At 70.8% G+C, this 14,143-nt stretch carries 11 protein-coding genes and 1 rRNA gene; 6 read left to right on the forward strand and 6 right to left on the reverse strand.

What is annotated here, in order from left to right; genetic code table 11:
- Together rrf and E1264_RS29930 are read left to right on the forward strand one after the other, a co-directional pair.
- Window positions 1-114, forward strand: a 5S ribosomal RNA gene (gene rrf, locus E1264_RS29925); the annotation flags it as partial.
- A 150-nt stretch (window positions 115-264) separates the two neighbouring features.
- On the forward strand, window positions 265-732 hold the full coding sequence (locus E1264_RS29930) for a RidA family protein (protein WP_243711246.1): 468 nt from the start codon (window positions 265-267) through the stop codon (window positions 730-732).
- Window positions 733-1,027: 295 nt separating this feature from the next.
- Here E1264_RS29930 and E1264_RS29935 read toward each other — a convergent pair whose 3' ends face one another.
- The 5 genes from E1264_RS29935 to E1264_RS29955 form a co-directional block, all read right to left on the reverse strand.
- Window positions 1,028-1,549 (reverse strand): DUF523 domain-containing protein, encoded by a 522-nt coding sequence (locus tag E1264_RS29935; protein WP_132178801.1) that lies wholly within the window; start codon window positions 1,547-1,549, stop codon window positions 1,028-1,030.
- 93 nt (window positions 1,550-1,642) lie between these two features.
- Window positions 1,643-2,455 carry an SDR family oxidoreductase gene (locus E1264_RS29940; protein ID WP_132178802.1) on the reverse strand — a complete coding sequence of 271 codons (813 nt, stop codon included), beginning with the start codon at window positions 2,453-2,455 and terminating at the stop codon, window positions 1,643-1,645.
- 119 nt (window positions 2,456-2,574) lie between these two features.
- Window positions 2,575-4,143 carry an NAD(P)/FAD-dependent oxidoreductase gene (locus tag E1264_RS29945; protein WP_132178803.1) on the reverse strand — a complete coding sequence of 523 codons (1,569 nt, stop codon included), beginning with the start codon at window positions 4,141-4,143 and terminating at the stop codon, window positions 2,575-2,577.
- Between the two features lie 2 nt (window positions 4,144-4,145).
- A complete protein-coding gene (locus tag E1264_RS29950; RefSeq protein WP_132178804.1) occupies window positions 4,146-5,138 on the reverse strand; it encodes a diiron oxygenase in 993 nt (330 codons plus the stop codon).
- Between the two features lie 49 nt (window positions 5,139-5,187).
- Window positions 5,188-5,919, reverse strand: a complete 732-nt coding sequence (locus tag E1264_RS29955) for a TetR/AcrR family transcriptional regulator (protein WP_243711247.1) — start codon at window positions 5,917-5,919, stop codon at window positions 5,188-5,190.
- Window positions 5,920-6,220: 301 nt separating this feature from the next.
- Between E1264_RS29955 and E1264_RS29960 the strand changes: the two genes are divergently transcribed.
- The 3 genes from E1264_RS29960 to E1264_RS29970 all read left to right on the forward strand — a co-directional run bounded on the left by E1264_RS29960 (window position 6,221) and on the right by E1264_RS29970 (window position 10,732).
- Window positions 6,221-6,916: an ABC transporter ATP-binding protein gene (locus tag E1264_RS29960; protein ID WP_347813432.1), complete on the forward strand. Its 696-nt coding sequence runs from the start codon at window positions 6,221-6,223 to the stop codon at window positions 6,914-6,916.
- Window positions 6,913-9,423 carry an ABC transporter permease gene (locus E1264_RS29965; RefSeq protein WP_132178806.1) on the forward strand — a complete coding sequence of 837 codons (2,511 nt, stop codon included), beginning with the start codon at window positions 6,913-6,915 and terminating at the stop codon, window positions 9,421-9,423. The genes E1264_RS29960 and E1264_RS29965 overlap by 4 nt, the downstream gene beginning before the upstream one ends.
- Before the next feature lie 97 nt (window positions 9,424-9,520).
- A complete protein-coding gene (locus E1264_RS29970; RefSeq protein ID WP_132178807.1) occupies window positions 9,521-10,732 on the forward strand; it encodes a pyridoxal phosphate-dependent aminotransferase in 1,212 nt (403 codons plus the stop codon).
- Between the two features lie 162 nt (window positions 10,733-10,894).
- On the opposite strand, the gene E1264_RS29975 is transcribed toward E1264_RS29970, so the two are convergent.
- Window positions 10,895-12,952, reverse strand: coding sequence for an ATP-dependent DNA helicase (locus E1264_RS29975; protein ID WP_207936420.1), 2,058 nt, complete (start codon window positions 12,950-12,952; stop codon window positions 10,895-10,897).
- Window positions 12,953-13,106: 154 nt separating this feature from the next.
- Between E1264_RS29975 and E1264_RS29980 the strand changes: the two genes are divergently transcribed.
- On the forward strand, window positions 13,107-14,078 hold the full coding sequence (locus E1264_RS29980; RefSeq protein WP_132178808.1) for a DUF4192 domain-containing protein: 972 nt from the start codon (window positions 13,107-13,109) through the stop codon (window positions 14,076-14,078).
- The last annotated feature ends 65 nt before the right edge of the window (window positions 14,079-14,143 follow it).

Genomic DNA, 14,143 nt, shown 5'->3' on the forward strand with positions numbered 1-14,143 from the left:
GGTGGTTTTGGCGAAGGGGAAACACCCGGTCCCATCCCGAACCCGGAAGTTAAGCTCTTCAGCGCCGATGGTACTGCATGGGAGACTGTGTGGGAGAGTAGGACACCGCCGGACATTTCTTATGGGGAAGGCCCCGCCGACAACGGCGGGGCCTTCTTCATTTTGTGAGGAGAACCGCCTCGTCACCTCCGCTTCGTTGCGTCGAGGAAGCACAGGCGGCAGTCCCCAATTATTTGGTCGACAGAGCTTGATCGTCACCTTAGAGTGAGCGAGCCTTTCGACCGTCTTCAATGCCTTGTGGTGTTGACTTATCTGTGCGCGATGAGGATTGTGATGACCTTCGCGATCGAGCCGATTGATCCTGCTGACTTGCCTGAGTCATCGCCGGCCTACACCCACGGGACGCTGGTTCGTGGTGGGCAACGGACCTTGTTCATCAGCGGCCAGCCGCCATGGACGACCAAGGGCGATGTTCCGGCTGACTTCGGTGCGCAATGCCGCCTTGCTTGGGACAACGTGAAGGCGGTCCTGGCCAGTGCCGATATGACTGTCGAGAACCTGGCCAAGGTCACCGTTTACCTGTCTGACCGGCGTTACCGCGAACTCAACTCGCGGATCCGGCATGAGGTGCTCGGTGAGCATCGTCCTGCGATCACGATCATCATCACCGGCATTTACGATGAGGCCTGGCTCCTGGAGATCGAGGCGATCGCCGTCGCACCCGACGCTTAGGACGGCACGTGCCATCCACCGTGAAGTCGCCCGCTTGAAGGGGCAGGCATCGTCGTCCGCTGTCAGGCCGTTCCTCGTGGCGTCGATTGTTCGTGCTGCGGCTCCATCGCGTTGAGCCAAGGGGCTGATCACTTCGCGGGATGCGGCGCGCAGGCGCGGGGCTTACGGCTGCCGGGGCGTCTCCCTATCCGCGGGTTCCCCACGGTGCGGAGTTGTGCCGGGATCTTCCTGAACCGCAGCTGGGTCTCTGGAGGTTCCGGGTCTTCGCGGGCGGGCGAGCTCACGTGGCTTGAGGTCACCTATCGCGGGCGTCTGTGCTCTGGGGTTTGGGGTCCAGGGTTTGGAGGAGGGCGTCCAGTTCGGGGAGGTCGTCCTCGTTGAAGACTTGGATGCCTTCGCGTTCGAGGAGGGCGGTTGTGACACCGTCCCCGGCAATCGATGTGCCTGCGAAGGTGCCGTCGTAGATCCGGCGGCTGCCGCAGGACGGGCTGCCCTCTTTGAGCAGGGCGATGCGGGCGCCGGTGCGGCGGGCCGTGTCGAGGGCCTGGCGGGCGCCGTGGAGGAATTCGGCGGTCACGTCCTCGCCCGTGTTCGTGCGGACGTGGGCGGTGCCGTCGAGGACGGCGTGGCCGTCGCCGCCGACGATCTCGGCCGGTGGACGGGGAACGGCCAGGCCGCCTGATACCTCGGGGCAGAACGGGACGAGGCGGCCCTCGGCGCGCCAGCGTTCAAAGAGGTCATCGCCCACCGGTTTGGCGGCGCCGTCGTAGCGGACGGGCCGTCCCATGAGGCAGGAGCTGACCAGGATGCGTTCCACGTCCTCAGCCTATGCGGGGCTTGGACGCGTCTTCATGACGCCGCGTTCGCGGGCTACCGCGCCCAGCGTTCGACTTGCACCGTCCGACGCGGGCTATGCGCGGATGCGGCTCACGGCGATCTGGGCCACGCGGACGGCGGCGCCCGGGTTGAGGCGGGCGCCGCGCCAGGCGAGGCGGCCGTGTGCGGGTGCGACGATGAGCGCCTGGTTCTTGGCGATGCCGCGCATGATGTCGCGGGCCAGTTTCTCTGCCGTGTAGAGGCGCGGGGACGCCTTGGCGATGTCGCCGGTGGCGTCACCGCTCATCGGCGTCTCGGGCAGGTCCGGGTTGACGTTGTGGAGCAGTGGCGTGTCGACGAAGCTCGGGCAGACGACGCTGACCTTGACGCCGCGTCCGGCGGCCTCGGCTCGCAGGCCGAGGGACAGGCCGACGACCGCGTGCTTGGTCGCCGTGTAGGGGATGCCGATCGGCATCGGGACGAGTCCGGCCAGCGACGCGGTGTTGACGATGTGGCCGCTGCCCTGCTCCAGCATGATCGGGTAGGCGGCGTGGACGCCGTGCACGACGCCCTTGAGGTTGATGTCGATCGCGCGGTTCCAGTGGTCGAGGGTGAGTTCCTCGGCGAGGCCGCCGATGGCGATGCCCGCGTTGTTGAACACCAGGTCGAGGCGCCTGTGGTCGGCGCGGACGCCCTTGTAGAGGTCGGTGACGGCGTCGGGGTCGGTGACGTCGAGCGGGGCGGACGTCGCCTTGCCCTTGCCGAGGGTGTTCAGCTTCTCGGCGACGTGGGCGGCGCCGTCTGCGTTGATGTCGGTCACCACGACGGTGTCGCCGCGCGTCACCAGGGACGTGGCGATCGCGCGGCCGATGCCGGACGCGCCTCCGGTCACGATCGCGATGCTCATGGGGGCTCCGCTCGATGTCGTACGCCGCCCACCGCAGGCGAGCAGGGGTTGCGAAGGCCCGGTCGCGAGCACGGTTTGTGGCGGCTGAATGGATTCTTGTGTGGAGGTGGGGCGGCGGCTTAGGAGGTCGCCGGCTCTATCTGGAAGTCGCGTGGGTTCAGCTTGCGGGTTCGGAGCCAGAAGCTGACCGTGGACGCCGGCCATGCCGCGCGGTTGACGCCACTGCGGTCCAGGTACCAGCTGTCGCAGCCGCCGGCCACCCACACGGCGCCCTCCGACTTGCGCTGCACCCAGGTGTTGAACCTGTCCTGGACGGACGGCCGGACGGAGATCCGCGCGCCGCCCGCCCTGTCCAGCATGGCCAGGCACTGCAGCACGTACCGCACCTGCGCCTCGATGATGAAGATCATCGAGTTGTGGCCGAGGCCGGAGTTCGGGCCGAGCAGCAGGAACAGGTTCGGGAAGCCCGCGACCGCGACGCCGAGATGCGCCTCGATGCCGTCCTTCCACGCGTCCTGGATCTTCAGGCCGTGGCGGCCGACGATGCGGGCGTCCTCGAACGCGTCCGTGACGTGGAAGCCGGTGCCGAAGATGATCGCGTCGACCTCGTGCTCGCGTCCGTCCCGGGTGATGATCGAATGCGCCCGGACCTCGGCGATGCCCTCGGTGGTCAGCTCCACGTCCGGCCGCATCAGCGCCGGGTAGTAGTCGCTGGACACGAGCGTCCGCTTGCAGCCCATCGTGTAGTCGGGCGTGAGCTTGCGGCGCAGGGCGCGGTCGGGGACCTGGCGCGCCAGGTGCAGGCGAGCGAGAGAGCTGGCGGCCTTCAGCAGCTTCGGGTTCTTGAACCCGAGGACGAAGGTCTCCTGCATCAGGTAGACGCCGTTGCGGTACCCGCGCTGGACGAGCGGGACGCGGCGGAACAGCGCCCGCTCCAGCCCGGTGACGCGGCGGTCGGGCTTCGGGATGATCCACGGCGGCGTCCGCTGGAACACCGTGAGGTGCGCGGTCCGCTTCGCGATCTGCGGGACGAACTGGATCGCGGACGCGCCCGTCCCGATCACCGCGACGCGCTTGCCCGTCAGGTCGTAGGAGTGGTCCCATTCGGCGGAGTGGAACGTCGTCCCCTCGAACGAGGCCAGGCCGGGCAGGTCGGGGATGCTCGGCCGGTGCAGCGGACCCATGCCCGAGATCAGCGCCCGCCCCCGGACGACGTCGCCGCCCGCCGTGAACACCTGCCAGGTGTCGGTGGCGTCGTCGTACTCCGACCCGGTCACTTCCGTGTTGAACCGGATGTGCTGCGCCAGGTCGTACTTGTCGACGATGTCCTTGATGTACTGCAGCAGCTCGCGCTGCCGCGGGAACATCCGCGACCAGCCGGTGTTGGGCTCGAAGGAGTAGGAGTACAGCAGCGACATGATGTCGCACGCGCAGCCGGGATAGGTGTTCTCCCGCCACGTCCCGCCGACCTCGTCCGCCTTCTCCAGGATGACGAAGTCGTGGATGCCGGACTTCTTCAGCCCGATCGCCATCCCGAGGCCGGAGAAGCCCGTCCCGATGACGACGACCTTGTACGGGCCGCCCGGCCCGGCCGCGGGCGTCACCACGGCGGGCCGCTCCGCAGGCGCCGCGGGTGCCGCCGGAGCGGGCGGGGCCGCCGAGGCCGCGGGGGCTGCCGGGGCGGTCATGGTCACCCGGCCTCGACGGCGCGGCGCTGCTTCGGCTCGTCCCAGATGCCGAACGCCCGCCACACCTGCTTGCCGACCGGGCTGATCACGCCGAGCTCGGCCATCAGATCGCGGATCTTGCCCACCGAGTTGGATATCTCCGCCATCGACGCCTCGCTCTTGTACGCCTGCCGGACGACGTCCTTCGGGATGCCGAAGTGCCGCACCATCGGCCCGGGCGGGGACAGCATGATCCGCGCCATCACGCCGAGGACGACCGGCGTCGCGAGGCCGAGGATCCGGCGGCGCAGCGGGTGCATGTTCGGCACCCGGTGCTTGAGGTAGTGCCGGGCGAACGAGATGTGCCGGGCCTCCTCCGCGATGTGGATCTTCATGATGGTCTCTTCGAGCGGGTGCTTGATGTGCCCGCCCTTGAGCGACTTGCGCTGGACGTAGTCGATCGGGTCCTCGCCGCCGAGCACGAAGACGAAGAACATCTCGGTGCTGACCAGCGGGATCCACGGCGCGGCCTGCGCGATGAGGCTGAGCGAGCGCGGCATGCCGCGGATCGGCATCTTCGTCCGGTTCACGAACTCCTGGAACATCATCCCGTGGTGACATTCCTCGGTCGTCTCGTGGTAGACGTACCGGAATTCGGGGCGCCCGTTCGGCAGCCGGTAGGCGTAGTTCAGCAGCCCGCGCTTCAGCAGGTTCTCGAACTGCAGGCCGATCTTCATGGCGGTCGCGACGCGCCAGAGCCCGATCTGCGCCTGGATCTCCGGCGGCTGCGACTGGTACCAGGCCGTCTGGCCGAGCCGGTCGAACGGCGGCAGCACCCAGCGCGGGTCGTTCTTGTCGACGGTGAACTCGGGGTCGTCCCACGGGATGTCGGCGTAGGCCTCCCAGTGCTTGTCGACCGACGCCTTGTTCAGGCGGTCGATGACGCCGAGATAGGACTTCTTGTCCTTGACCTGCTCGCGGACTTCTTCGGCGAGTTCGGTGGGGGCTTTCGGCATGTCGGGCGCTCCCTCGGGGTGGTGCGGTCGGCCGCGGCCGACGGGGTGTTCAGGAGGTTCGGTCGGGATGTTCGGGAGGTGCGGGGAGTCCGGTCGGCGGGGACCCCGGGGACCTCGGGGACGCCGAGGTCGGGGGCGTGCCCGGGCCTGGGACGATCAGCCGCGCGACGTCCTTGACCTGGCGCAGCACGGCGGCCTGGTGGCCGTCGGCGTCGTCGTCCAGGGCGTTCTGTATGGACAGCCCGACGAACATCGCGAACACGCCGCGCAGCATCGTCGGGACGAAGTCGGGGGGCAGCGTGTTCTCCGGGAACAGCCGCTCGAACACCTCCAGGATGACCTGGAGGATCCGCTCGTTCAGGTCGCGGCACAGCGGGCGCAGCTCGTCGTCGGTGCGGGCCGCGACGGCCAGTTCCGTGAGCGCCTTGGCCGGACGTCCGCGGAACACCTCCCACAGCAGGTCGAGCGCGCCGGAGACGTCGCGCCGCTCGGGCGGCAGCGCCGCGAACGCCGTCTCGTACGCCAGCCGCTGCGCCTCCAGCAGATGCTCCAGCGCCGCAGCGACCAGCACCATCTTGGTGGGGTAGTGGTGCTGCTGCGCCCCGCGCGACACGCCCGCGCGGCGGGCCACCTCCGTGGTGGAGGTCCCGGACCAGCCGAGGTCCACCAGGCACTCCATGGTGGCCTCCAGGAGTCTGGCCTGGGTGTGCGACCGGCGTTCCTCCTGCGTCCGGCGGCGGGACGGGACGTGCCGGTGGCGTCGGCGGCTGCTTACTGTCACGACTCCGACCGTACGAGCCGACATACAAGCAAGCAAGCCTGCATGTATGTTGCCCGCATCACAATTGGACATCGGGTCTTATTGATCTTCGCTGGTGATGTACCGCGGGGGACGTAGCCGGGGGCGGCCGGGTGCTTCGCCGGGAGCAGGCGCGGTGCCTCTCCTCACCCGACGACGGGCGGCGGACCTCGACGCCACGATCCTCGGCATGGGAAACGCAGCAGAAGCAAGTCGATCGATCAAGGATGAGACGGGCGCGGCCAGTGGGCAGGGTGGCGCCCGTACGGTTCATCTCACGAAGGTGTACGGCACCGGCGACATGGCGGTGCGTGCGCTCGACGACGTCAGCGTCGTGCTCCCGGAGCGGCGGTTCACCGCCATCATGGGGCCGTCCGGTGCCGGGAAGTCCACGCTGATGCACTGCGTGGCGGGGCTGGAGGACGCGACGTCCGGCAAGGTCTACGTCGGCGACCAGGAGCTCGGCGCGCTGTCGGACCGGCGGCTGACCCGGCTCCGGCGCGAGCGGATCGGGTTCGTGTTCCAGGCGTTCAACCTGCTCCCGACGCTGACCGCCCGCGACAACATCCTCCTGCCGATGACGCTGGCCGGGACGAGCCCCGACCAGGAATGGCTGGACACGGTCGTGCGCGTCCTGAAGCTGGGGGACCGGCTGTCGCACCGTCCGGCCGAGATGTCGGGCGGGCAGCAGCAGCGGGTGGCGCTGGCGCGCGCGCTGGTCACCCGCCCGCAGATCGTGTTCGCGGACGAGCCCACCGGCAACCTCGACTCCCGCACCGGCGCCGAGGTCCTGACGCTCCTCCGCAACGCCGTGGACGACCTGGGCCAGACCGTCGCGATGGTCACCCACGACCCGGTCGCCGCGGGGCACGCCGACTCGGTGGTGTTCCTCGCCGACGGCCGCATCGTCGACGTCATGGACGCGCCCACACCCGACCGGGTGCTGGACCGCATGCGCGGGCTGGGGGACACCCGATGATCACGCTCGTCTTCAAGGAACTGTGGGGACGCAAGCGCCGGATGGTCGGCTCCCTGGTGGCGGTCTTCCTCGGCGTGTCGTTCCTGACGGGAACGCTCGTGCTCGGCGATACCCTCGCCGGAAGCATCGACGGGTACTACTCGCAGTCGTTCGGCAAGACCGACGTCAGCGTCCGCAACTCGACCAGTGTCAGCGACGAGCCGTGGGGGTCACGCGGCCAGATCGACGCGTCCGCGCTCGACAGGGTCCGCCAGGTGGACGGCGTCGCGAACGCCGAACCCGTCATCCAGGGGTCGGGGCAGCTGCTCGCCAAGGACGGCGCGATCGTCGAGTCGCGCGGCCCGCGCACCGCCGGGAACTGGCTGGCCGACCCGAAGCTCAACCCGTACCGGCTGGCCCAGGGACGGGCGCCGCGCGCGCCGGACGAGGTCGTCATCAACAAGATGTTCGCCACCGAGGGCAAGCTGAAGGTCGGCGACCGGACGGCCGTGCTCACGCCGGAGAAGGTCCCGGTGACCGTCGTCGGGATCAGCATGTTCGGTGACGAGGAGGCGTTCGGCGAGACGTCGTTCACGGCGTTCAGCCTGGAAGGCGCCCGGCTGCATGTCGCGAAGTCGCCCGACCGGATCAGCGGCGTCTACGTCCGCGCGGACGACGGCGTGAGCCAGCAGGAGCTGGCGTCCCGGATCAAGCCCGTCCTGCCCGCCGGGACGGAGGCCGTCACGAACAAGGCGCAGGTCGAGGAGGGCATGTCGAAGGTCGAGTCCGGGTTCCTCCAGATCTTCCGGACCGTCCTCGGCGCGTTCGGCGGGGTGGCGCTGCTCGTCGCCGCGTTCAGCATCCACAACACGTTCGCGATCACGATGGCGCAGCGGACCCGGGAGTCGGCGCTGCTGCGCGCCCTCGGCGCGGGCCGCCGCCAGGTCATGACGATCGTCGGGTTCGAGGCGCTGGTCATCGGCGCCGCCGCGACCGCCGCCGGGCTCGCCGGCGGGATGGGGTTCGCGGCGCTGCTCCGGTGGCTGTTCACCCAGTTCCGCATCGGGATCGCCATGGAGGGGCTCACCGTCTCCGCCACCTCGCTCCTGATCGCGGTGCCGGTCGGGCTGCTGGTGACGCTGGTCGCCGCGCTCGGCCCGGCGGCGAAGGCGTCCCGGGTGGCGCCGCTGGCCGCGCTGCGCGAGGTCGCCGCCGAGTCCGCCCGGCCGACCGACACCCGCGTCATCGTCGGCGGCGTGCTCGGAGCCGTCGCCGCCGGGACCGTCGTGTTCGGCGCGGTCACCGAGCAGATGGCGATGGCGGGCGCGGGCGCGATCCTGTGCGTCGTGGCGATGGTCGCGCTCGGGCCGGTCGCGGCGCGTCCCGTCGCCGCGCTGATCGGCGGGCCCGCGGCGCGGACGCGCGGCGTGTCCGGGGCCCTGGCCCGCGACAACGCCGCCCGCAGCCCGAAGCGCACCGCCGGGGCCGCGACCGCGCTGATGATCGGCGTCGGCGTCGTCACGCTGATGACGGTGTTCATCGGGTCGCTCGGCGCGTCGCTGGAGAACAGCGTCGCCGGGTCGTTCAAGGGGCCGCTGGTCGTCAACTCCGGGGGCAACGAGACCGGCGGGTTCGGGACGGGCCTCGTCCAGGACGCGGCGAAGCTGCCGCAGGTCGAGCGGGTCGCGGGCGCCGGAACCGGCAGCATGCGGGTGGACGGCGACGCGTCCACCGTGAGCGTCGCCGACCCGGCCGCCCTCGGGCGCGTCCTCGACCTGGACGTCACGCAGGGCGCCATGTCGGACGCGGGCGCGCTCGCGGTCTCCAAGAGCGTGGCCGACGACAAGGGATGGAAGCCCGGCACGCAGGTCCCGGTCACGTTCGCGGACGGCGCGTCGCAGCGGCTCACCGTCGGCGCCGTCTACGAGAACACCGACATGACCGGAGACTACGTCGTCCCCCGGACGGTGTGGAACGCGCACACCCGGCAGCCTCTCGACACCCGGGCGTTCGTCGTCCTGAAGCCGGGCGCGTCGGTCGCGGAGGCGCAGCAGGCGCTCACCGCGCTCGCCAAGCCGTACGGCGCGCCGGAGGTGCAGACGCGGGACGCCTTCGTGTCCGCGCAGACCGAGGAGCAGCGGGGCTTCATCACCGTCGTCTACGGGATGCTGATCCTCGCGATCGTGATCGCGCTGCTCGGCATCGCGAACACGCTGTCGCTGGCCGTCCACGAGCGGACCCGGGAGCTCGGGCTGCTGCGCGCGGTCGGCGCGACGCGCCCGCAGATCAGGTCGATGGTCCGCTGGGAATCGGTGATCGTCGCGCTGTTCGGCACCGGCGGCGGGATCGGGCTCGGCGCGTTCCTCGGCTGGGGGCTCGGCAGCGCGCTCGGCAACCCGTTCGCGCCGCCGTACGTCACCCTGGTGGTCGTCGCGCTGGTCGGCGCGGTGGCGGGGGCGCTCGCCGCGATCCGCCCGGCCCGGCGCGCGGCGCGGCTGGCGATCCTGTCCGCGATCTCCGCCCCGTGACGGCGGGGTCCGTGACGGCGGTGCCCCGTCCCCTGCCGGGGCCGAACCCCGGCGGGTGGGCGGGACGCCGCCGTGCGGCCGTGGCTATGGTGAGTCCATGCAGGTCAACCAGTCGGGCAAGCTGACCAATGTCTGTTACGACATCCGCGGGCCGGTGCTCAAGCGCGCCAAGCAGTTGGAGGCCGAGGGCAACAACATCCTCAAGCTGCACATCGGCAACCCGGCCCCGTTCGGGTTCGAGGCCCCGCCTGAGCTGCTCCAGGACATGGTCCGCAACCTGCCGGACGCGCACGGATACAGCGACTCCAAGGGCATCCTGCCCGCCCGCCGCGCCATCGTGCAGCGCATGGAGGACGACGGCGTCACCGGCGTCGACGTCGAGGACGTCTACCTCGGCAACGGCGTCTCCGAGCTGATCGTCATGACGCTGCAGGCGCTGCTGAACGACGGCGACGAGGTGCTCATCCCGGCGCCCGACTACCCGCTGTGGACGGCCGCGGTGTCGCTGTGCGGCGGGACGCCCGTCCACTACCTGTGCGACGAGTCCGCCGACTGGGCGCCCGGCCTGGACGACATCGAGGCCAAGCTCACCGACCGGACGCGGGCGCTGGTGCTGATCAACCCGAACAACCCGACCGGCGCCGTCTACCCGCGCGACGTCCTCACCGGCATCGTCGAGCTCGCCCGCCGGCACAACCTGATCATCTTCGCGGACGAGATCTACGACCGGATCCTGTACGACGGCGCCGCGCACATCCCCATCGCGTCCCTGGCCCCCGACCTGCTGTGCCTGACCTTCGGCGGGCTCTCGAAGAACTACCGCGTCGCCGGGTTCCGCGCGGGCTGGGTCGTGCTGACCGGCCCCAAGGAGCACGCCGACTCCTACATCGAGGGCCTGGACATCCTCGCCAACATGCGGCTCTGCCCCAACGTCCCCGGCCAGCACGCCATCCAGGCCGCGCTCGGCGGCCACCAGAGCATCGACGACCTCGTCCTGCCGACGGGACGGCTCGGCGAGCAGCGCGACCGCGCCTGGAAGCTGCTGAACGACCTGCCGGGCGTGTCGTGCGTCCGGCCGATGGGGGCGCTGTACGTCTTCCCGCGCCTGGACCCCGAGATGTACCCGATCGAGGACGACATGCGCTTCGCCCTCGACCTGCTCGAACAGCAGAAACTCCTCGTCGTCCAGGGGACCGGGTTCAACTGGCCGCACACCGACCACTTCCGCGTCGTCACACTCCAGTACGCCGACGACCTGGAGGACGCCGTGGGCCGCATAGGCGAATTCCTCAGCACCTACCGCCGCTGACCCGGCGCGCCCGCGCGCTTGGCGCGGCGGCGCTCCAGGGGGTTGCGCCGGGTCGGCGGCGTTCCGCGGTCCATGCGTGGTCGGCGGCGGCGTTCCGAGGTTCAGCCGTGGTCGGGGGCGGCGTTTCCAGGACGGGGCGTGGTCGGCGGCAGCGGTGTGGGCTCAGGACGGGGCGTGGCTTGCGGCGGCGGCGTCGAGGCGGCGGAGCGCGCCGCGGACGACGTCCGGGTCGGTGGTGGCCCAGAACGGCGGAAGCGAACTCTTCAGGAAGCCGCCGTAGCGGGCCGTGGCGAGGCGCGGGTCGAGGACGGCGACGACGCCCCGGTCGTCCATCGAACGCAGCAGCCGCCCGGCGCCCTGCGCGAGCAGCAGCGCGGCGTGCGTCGCGGCGACCGCCATGAAGCCGTTGCCGCCGCGCGCCGCGACCGCCCGCGACCGCGCCGACGACACCGGGTCGTCCGGGCGCGGGAACGGGATGCGGTCCATGATGACGAGTTGCAGGGACGGGCCGGGCACGTCCACGCCCTGCCAGAGCGACAGGGTGCCGAACAGGCAGGTCCGCTCGTCCTCGGCGAACTGCTTGACCAGCAGGGACGTGGAGTCGTCGCCCTGGCACAGCAGCGGATGGGACAGGTGGTCCTTCAGCTCGTCGGCCGCCTGCCGGGCCGCGCGCATGGACGAGAACAGCCCGAGCGTGCGGCCGCCCGCCGACTCGATCAGCTCGGTGATCTCCGTCAGGTAGGCGTCGGCGAGACCGTCCCGTCCGGGTTGCGGCAGATGCCGGGCGACATACAGGATGCCCGCCTTCGGATGGTCGAACGGCGACCCCACGTCGAGCCCCGACCAGACCACTTCCGTCTCTTCGCGCTTCTCCGTCGCGGTCTGGGCGAGGCCCTCGGCCGCCGTCTTCGCGTCCTTGGAGGTGTTCTCGTCCAGCGGAGGCAGGCCCCACTGGCGGGCGAGCGGCTCGAACGACCCGCCGAGCGTCAGCGTCGCCGACGTGAGGATCGCGGTGCGCTGCTCGAACAGCGTCGTCCGCAGCAGGCCGCCGACCCCGATCGGCGCGACGTGCAGCGCCGGTGGACGCCTGGGCCGCCCGTCCTGGACGAACGGCTTCTCCAGCCACACCACGTCGAACCGCTCGGCGATCTCCGGCTGGAACGCCTCCAGCACCCGCACGGCCGTGTCATGGAGTTCGTCCAGCGACGACCGTGCCGCCTTCCGCGCCGCCATGTCGCCGGGCTCGGCGTCCTTCTTCTCCGGCCCGAGCGCGGTGATGCAGGCGTGCACGGCGTCCCTGACGACCGCGAGGGTGTTCCCTAGGGCGGGGGACAGGACGTCCATACGTCCGGCCTGCATATCCTCCAGCAGCAGACCGAGCCCCTCCGCTGCCTCCTTCAACCTGTCGGCGGTGGCCTCCTCGATGAGCCGCCCGCACCGGCGCGCGGCCGTCTCGACCGCCGCCGCGCTGAGATCGCCGGTCGCGACGGAGGTGACCCGGTCGACCAGCTCGTGCGCCTCGTCCACGATCACGACGTCGTGCTCGGGCAGGACGTGGAACTCCTCCAGCGCGTCGATCGCCAGCAGCGCGTGGTTGGTGACCACGATGTGCGCCTCGCCCGCCTCCTGCCTCGCCAGCTCGGAGAAGCACTGGGTGCCGTGCGGGCAGCGCTGCGCGCCCAGGCACTCCCTGGCGGTGACCGCGACCTGCCGCCACGCCTGCTCGCTCACCCCCGGCACCAGCTCGTCGCGGTCGCCGGTCTTGGTCTCCTCTGCCCACTCGTTCAGCCGCTTCACCTGCCGTCCGAGCGTGGACAGCTGCTGCGGGTCGAACAGGCTCGGCCCTTCGTCCTCTTCCGGGACGCCCGTCTGCACCCGGTGCAGGCACAGGTAGTTGCGGCGCCCCTTGAGGATCGCGAACCTCAGTTCCGTCCCGAGCAGCGGGCCGAGGGCCTCCGCCAGCCGGGGCAGGTCGCGGTCGACGAGCTGGCGCTGCAACGCGATCGTGGCCGTGGAGACGACCACCGTTGTCTCCTTCTCCACCGCGTACCGGATCGCCGGGACGAGATAGGCCAGCGACTTGCCGGTGCCGGTGCCGGCCTGCGCGGCGACGTGCTCGCCGGTCTCGATCGCCTTCTCGACCGCCTGCGCCATCGTCACCTGCCCCGGGCGCTCGGCGCCTCCGATGGAGGACACGGCCGCGGCGAGCAGCGTCGCCATGTCGGGAATGCGGGTATCGCTGCCGTTCAGCAGATCAGGGGCGGGCACGCCGCCCAACGCTACCGCCCGCCGCGGACACTCGCGTCCCGGGCCGGGTTATCCACAATTTCGGCGGACGGTGCCGGCCGGGCCCGTGGCTGCGAGGGTCGATGACATGACAGCCCTGGTGATCCGCTCCGCACAAGACGCCATCGCAGCCGTCCCCTACCTGCTGGGATTCCATCCCTCCCGCAGCCTCGTCGTGATCGGTTTCGAGAGCGCGGTCAACGGCACATGCGCGATCCGGCTCGACTTACCGTCCTCGGAGGCCGCCGAGCGGGTCGCCGCGCTCCTGGCCGGCAACGGTTTCCGCCGCTCCCTGCTCCTCGGCTACGGCCCGGACGGCGAGGTCGGCGAATCCGCCGCCGCCGTGCGCGCCGCCCTCGACTGCTCGGGCGTTTCGGTGGCCGAGGCCGTCCGCGTCGCCGACGGCCGCTGGTGGTCGCTCACCTGCAGCGACGACTGCTGCCCGCCCGAGGGCGTCCCCTACGACAGCTCCGCCAGCGTCGTCGCCGCCCAGGCGACGTTCGACGGACAGGTGGTCCTCGCCGACCGTGCCGAACTCGTCCGGTCCGTCCAGCCGCTGGACGGACCCGTCCGCGCCGCCATGCGCGCGGCCACCGAACGCGCCGAGACACGCCTTCTCTCGCGCCCCGAGACCCCCGGCGAGGGCCTCGCCTTCGTCCACGCCCTTCTCGCCCGCACCGGCGCCCCGCCGACCGATGACGAGGCGGCCTGGCTCGGCGTCCTCCTCACCGACCTGCGCTTCCGCGACGAGGCCTGGATCCGCATCGACGAGGACGCCCCGGCCGCCGACATCGCCTTCTGGCGCGACATCGTCCGCCGCGTGGAGGAGCCTTACGTCCCCGCCCCGGCGTCCCTCCTGGCCTTCGCCGCCTACGCCGCAGGCGACGGCGGCCTCGCCAACGTCGCGCTGGAGCGGGCCCTGGACGCCGACCCGGCCTACTCCATGGCCGTGATCCTCCGCGAGGTGATCAACGTCGGCATCCCACCGTCGAAACTCCGCCTCCGCATGACCCCTGACCAGCTGGCCACCGCCTACTACAACCAGCAAAGACCCGCCTGAAGGGAGTCCCCTCCATGCATCTGACAGCCCCCAAGCCCCGACCTGACACGCGCGCACCACCCGCG

The sequence above is a fragment of the Actinomadura sp. KC216 genome (assembly GCF_004348535.1).
GTDB lineage: Bacteria > Actinomycetota > Actinomycetes > Streptosporangiales > Streptosporangiaceae > Spirillospora.

Excerpts from the sequence above, each read along its gene's own strand:
- E1264_RS29940 (WP_132178802.1), bottom strand. The coding sequence starts at position 2,455 with ATGAGCATCGCGATCGTGACCGGAGGCGCGTCCGGCATCGGCCGCGCG.
- E1264_RS29970 (WP_132178807.1), top strand. The coding sequence starts at position 9,521 with ATGCAGGTCAACCAGTCGGGCAAGCTGACCAATGTCTGTTACGACATC.
- E1264_RS29965 (WP_132178806.1), top strand. The coding sequence starts at position 6,913 with ATGATCACGCTCGTCTTCAAGGAACTGTGGGGACGCAAGCGCCGGATG.
- E1264_RS29945 (WP_132178803.1), bottom strand. The coding sequence starts at position 4,143 with ATGACCGCCCCGGCAGCCCCCGCGGCCTCGGCGGCCCCGCCCGCTCCG.
- E1264_RS29975 (WP_207936420.1), bottom strand. The coding sequence starts at position 12,952 with ATGGCGACGCTGCTCGCCGCGGCCGTGTCCTCCATCGGAGGCGCCGAG.
- E1264_RS29950 (WP_132178804.1), bottom strand. The coding sequence starts at position 5,138 with ATGCCGAAAGCCCCCACCGAACTCGCCGAAGAAGTCCGCGAGCAGGTC.
- E1264_RS29980 (WP_132178808.1), top strand. The coding sequence starts at position 13,107 with ATGACAGCCCTGGTGATCCGCTCCGCACAAGACGCCATCGCAGCCGTC.